General features: G+C 43.1%; 3 protein-coding genes. 2 read left to right on the top strand and 1 reads right to left on the bottom strand.

Annotation, left to right across the window (positions count from 1 at the left end):
- Positions 1 to 832 (bottom strand): Glu/Leu/Phe/Val dehydrogenase dimerization domain-containing protein (locus RWS24_RS10765; protein WP_314367449.1); only part of this gene is annotated, 832 nt, incomplete at its 3' end.
- A gap of 351 nt (positions 833 to 1,183) precedes the next feature.
- Between RWS24_RS10765 and RWS24_RS10760 the strand changes: the two genes are divergently transcribed.
- Together RWS24_RS10760 and msrA are read left to right on the top strand one after the other, a co-directional pair.
- Positions 1,184 to 2,122 carry a dihydroorotate oxidase gene (locus tag RWS24_RS10760; RefSeq protein ID WP_314367447.1) on the top strand — a complete coding sequence of 313 codons (939 nt, stop codon included), beginning with the start codon at positions 1,184 to 1,186 and terminating at the stop codon, positions 2,120 to 2,122.
- Between the two features lie 162 nt (positions 2,123 to 2,284).
- Positions 2,285 to 2,961, top strand: a 677-nt coding sequence (msrA, locus tag RWS24_RS10755) for a peptide-methionine (S)-S-oxide reductase MsrA (protein ID WP_314367445.1), incomplete at its 3' end; no start/stop codon positions are given.

Genomic DNA, 2,961 nt, shown 5'->3' with positions numbered 1-2,961 from the left:
CGAAGTCGATACCATTTTCATCGATGACATAGCCGTTTGAGTCAGATACAGAGATGACAGTTGCACCGAGCTCAGTAGCTTTTTGAAGAGCATATTGAGCAACGTTACCAGAACCTGAAATAACGACTTTCTTACCAGCAAAGCTATTACCGTTAGCTTTAAGCATTTCTTCAGTGTAGTAAACCAAACCGTAACCAGTTGCTTCTGGACGAATCAAGCTACCACCAAATCCAAGAGGTTTACCAGTCAAGACACCAGCATCAAATTGGTTAAGGCGTTTGTATTGACCGTAAAGGTAACCAATCTCACGTCCACCAACACCGATATCACCAGCAGGTACGTCAAGTGATGGTCCGATGTGTTTTTGCAATTCAGTCATGAAGCTTTGGCAGAAGCGCATCACTTCAGCATCTGTTTTACCTTTAGGATCGAAGTCTGATCCACCTTTACCTCCACCGATAGGAAGTCCAGTCAAGACGTTTTTAAAGATTTGTTCAAATCCGAGGAATTTCAAGATCCCTTGGTTTACAGTTGGGTGGAAACGAAGTCCGCCTTTATAAGGACCAACTGCTGAGTTAAATTGTACGCGGTAACCACGGTTAACTTGTACTTTACCTTCGCGGTCAACCCAAGGAACACGGAAGCTGATAACGCGCTCAGGCTCAGTAATACGTGCTAGGATATTTTCTTCAATGTATTCTGGATGTTTTTCAAAAACGGGCTCCAGGGTATTGAGAAACTCTTCAACAGCTTGAAGGAATTCTGCCTCGTGTCCGTTACGTGCTTTTACGGTCTCGAAAGTGCTTTGGATATATTCTTTAGCAGTTGTCATCTGTCATTCTCCTTTAAATAAAATAGTAAACCATCCTGTCGGAAGCTGCTTGCAGCTTGTGTGCCGAGGATGTGTTTAAATTTTTAAAACAGGCATCTTTTAGATGTCATATTTTATTACATGGAACATTATAGCAGACTTTTTTTCTCTTGTAAAGAAAAAAGTTGAATTTTCTAAAAATTTCCACAATTTATTTTCTGAAATATTCCAGAAAATAGCTGATCGAAATTGATGTTTTCCGAACGTTAGTCAGGAATTGCCGGTTAAAAAAACGAAAAAGTGGAGTTTGGTGATATAATAGGGGAAATGAGCTAAAGGCACTCGCCTTCAGAAGAAAAAGGAGCGTTTTATATGGTTTCGACATCTACACAGATTGCTGGTTTTGATTTTGATAACTGCCTAATGAATGCGGCTGGAGTTGCCTGCATGACAAAAGAGGAATTGGCAGAAGTCAAAGATTCTGCTGCGGGAACGTTTGTGACCAAGACGGCGACGCTGGAATTTCGTCCGGGAAACCCAGAACCGCGCTATCAGGATGTTCCGCTGGGGTCAATCAACTCCATGGGCCTGCCCAACAATGGTTTAGACTACTATCTGGACTACCTGCTGGAACTCCAGGAAAGCGAACCAAATCGTACTTTCTTCCTCTCTTTGGTCGGTATGTCGCCGGAAGAAACTCACACCATTCTTCAGAAAGTGCAGGCAAGTGACTTTAAAGGCATTACTGAGCTCAATCTCTCCTGCCCCAATGTCCCTGGCAAGCCACAGATTGCCTATGACTTTGAAACGACAGAAAAGATTTTATCAGAAGTTTTTGCTTATTTCAAAAAGCCCCTAGGCATCAAGCTGCCTCCTTATTTTGACATCGTGCATTTTGACCAGGCCGCGGCGATTTTTAACAAATATCCGCTCAAGTTTGTCAATTGTGTAAACTCCATCGGAAATGGTCTTTATATAGAAGATGAGTCAGTGGTCATTCGTCCGAAAAATGGTTTTGGAGGTATCGGAGGTCAGTACATCAAGCCGACCGCTTTAGCCAATGTCCATGCATTTTACCAACGCCTTAAACCAGAAATCCAAATCATTGGTACTGGTGGTGTCTTGACAGGGCGCGATGCCTTCGAGCATATCCTCTGTGGAGCCAGTATGGTGCAGGTAGGAACAACCCTTCATAAAGAAGGAGTCGCAGCCTTCGAGCGAATCACCGTAGAACTCAAGGCTATTATGGAAGAAAAAGGCTATGAAAGTCTGGAAGATTTCCGAGGAAAATTGAAGTATATTGAGGGGTAATCTTCTATACAAGAGTTGTTGTGATTTGAAATGAAGAAGATGCCTGGGTTGATGTTGATTGCAACCCAGTTTTTCATATCATTCTGAAGAAAGTTCTAATCAAATTGCTATAATTTCGACTCCTTTTATGAGAAAATAGTCGCAAAGAAATGAGGTGTTTTTATGGCAGAAATTTATTTAGCAGGTGGGTGCTTCTGGGGTTTGGAAGATTACTTCTCCCGCATTGAAGGTGTTAAGAAAACGTCAGTAGGCTATGCCAATGGCCAGGTGGAATCAACCAACTACCAGCTGATTCATCAGACGGATCATGCAGAGACGGTTCATCTGATTTATGATGAAGAGCGGGTCAGTCTGCGGGAAATCCTACTCTATTATTTCCGAGTTATTGATCCTCTGTCAGTCAATAAGCAGGGAAATGATGTAGGACGTCAGTATCGGACGGGCGTTTACTATACAGATGAAGCAGATAGAGTAGTTATAGAACAAGTCTTTGCTGAGCAGGAAAAGCAGCTGGGTCAAAAGATTGCTGTTGAGCTAGAGCCTTTGCGCCACTATGTCCGAGCTGAAGACTATCATCAGGATTATCTCAAGAAAAATCCCGGCGGCTACTGCCACATCAATGTCAATGACGCCTATCAGCCCTTGGTCGATCCTGGTCAGTACGAGAAACCTACTGATGAGGAACTGAAAGAGCAGCTGACGGAAGAGCAGTACCAGGTGACACAGCTTAGTGCAACAGAGCGTCCTTTCCAAAATGCCTACAATGCCACTTTTGAAGAAGGAATTTATGTAGATGTGACGACTGGTGAGCCCCTCTTTTTTGCTGGTGACAAGTTTGA

Source organism: uncultured Streptococcus sp. (genome assembly GCF_963528215.1).
Taxonomy (GTDB): Bacteria; Bacillota; Bacilli; order Lactobacillales; family Streptococcaceae; genus Streptococcus.
Note: the sequence above shows the minus strand (reverse complement) of the source record. Positions and strands in the feature narration are given on the sequence as shown.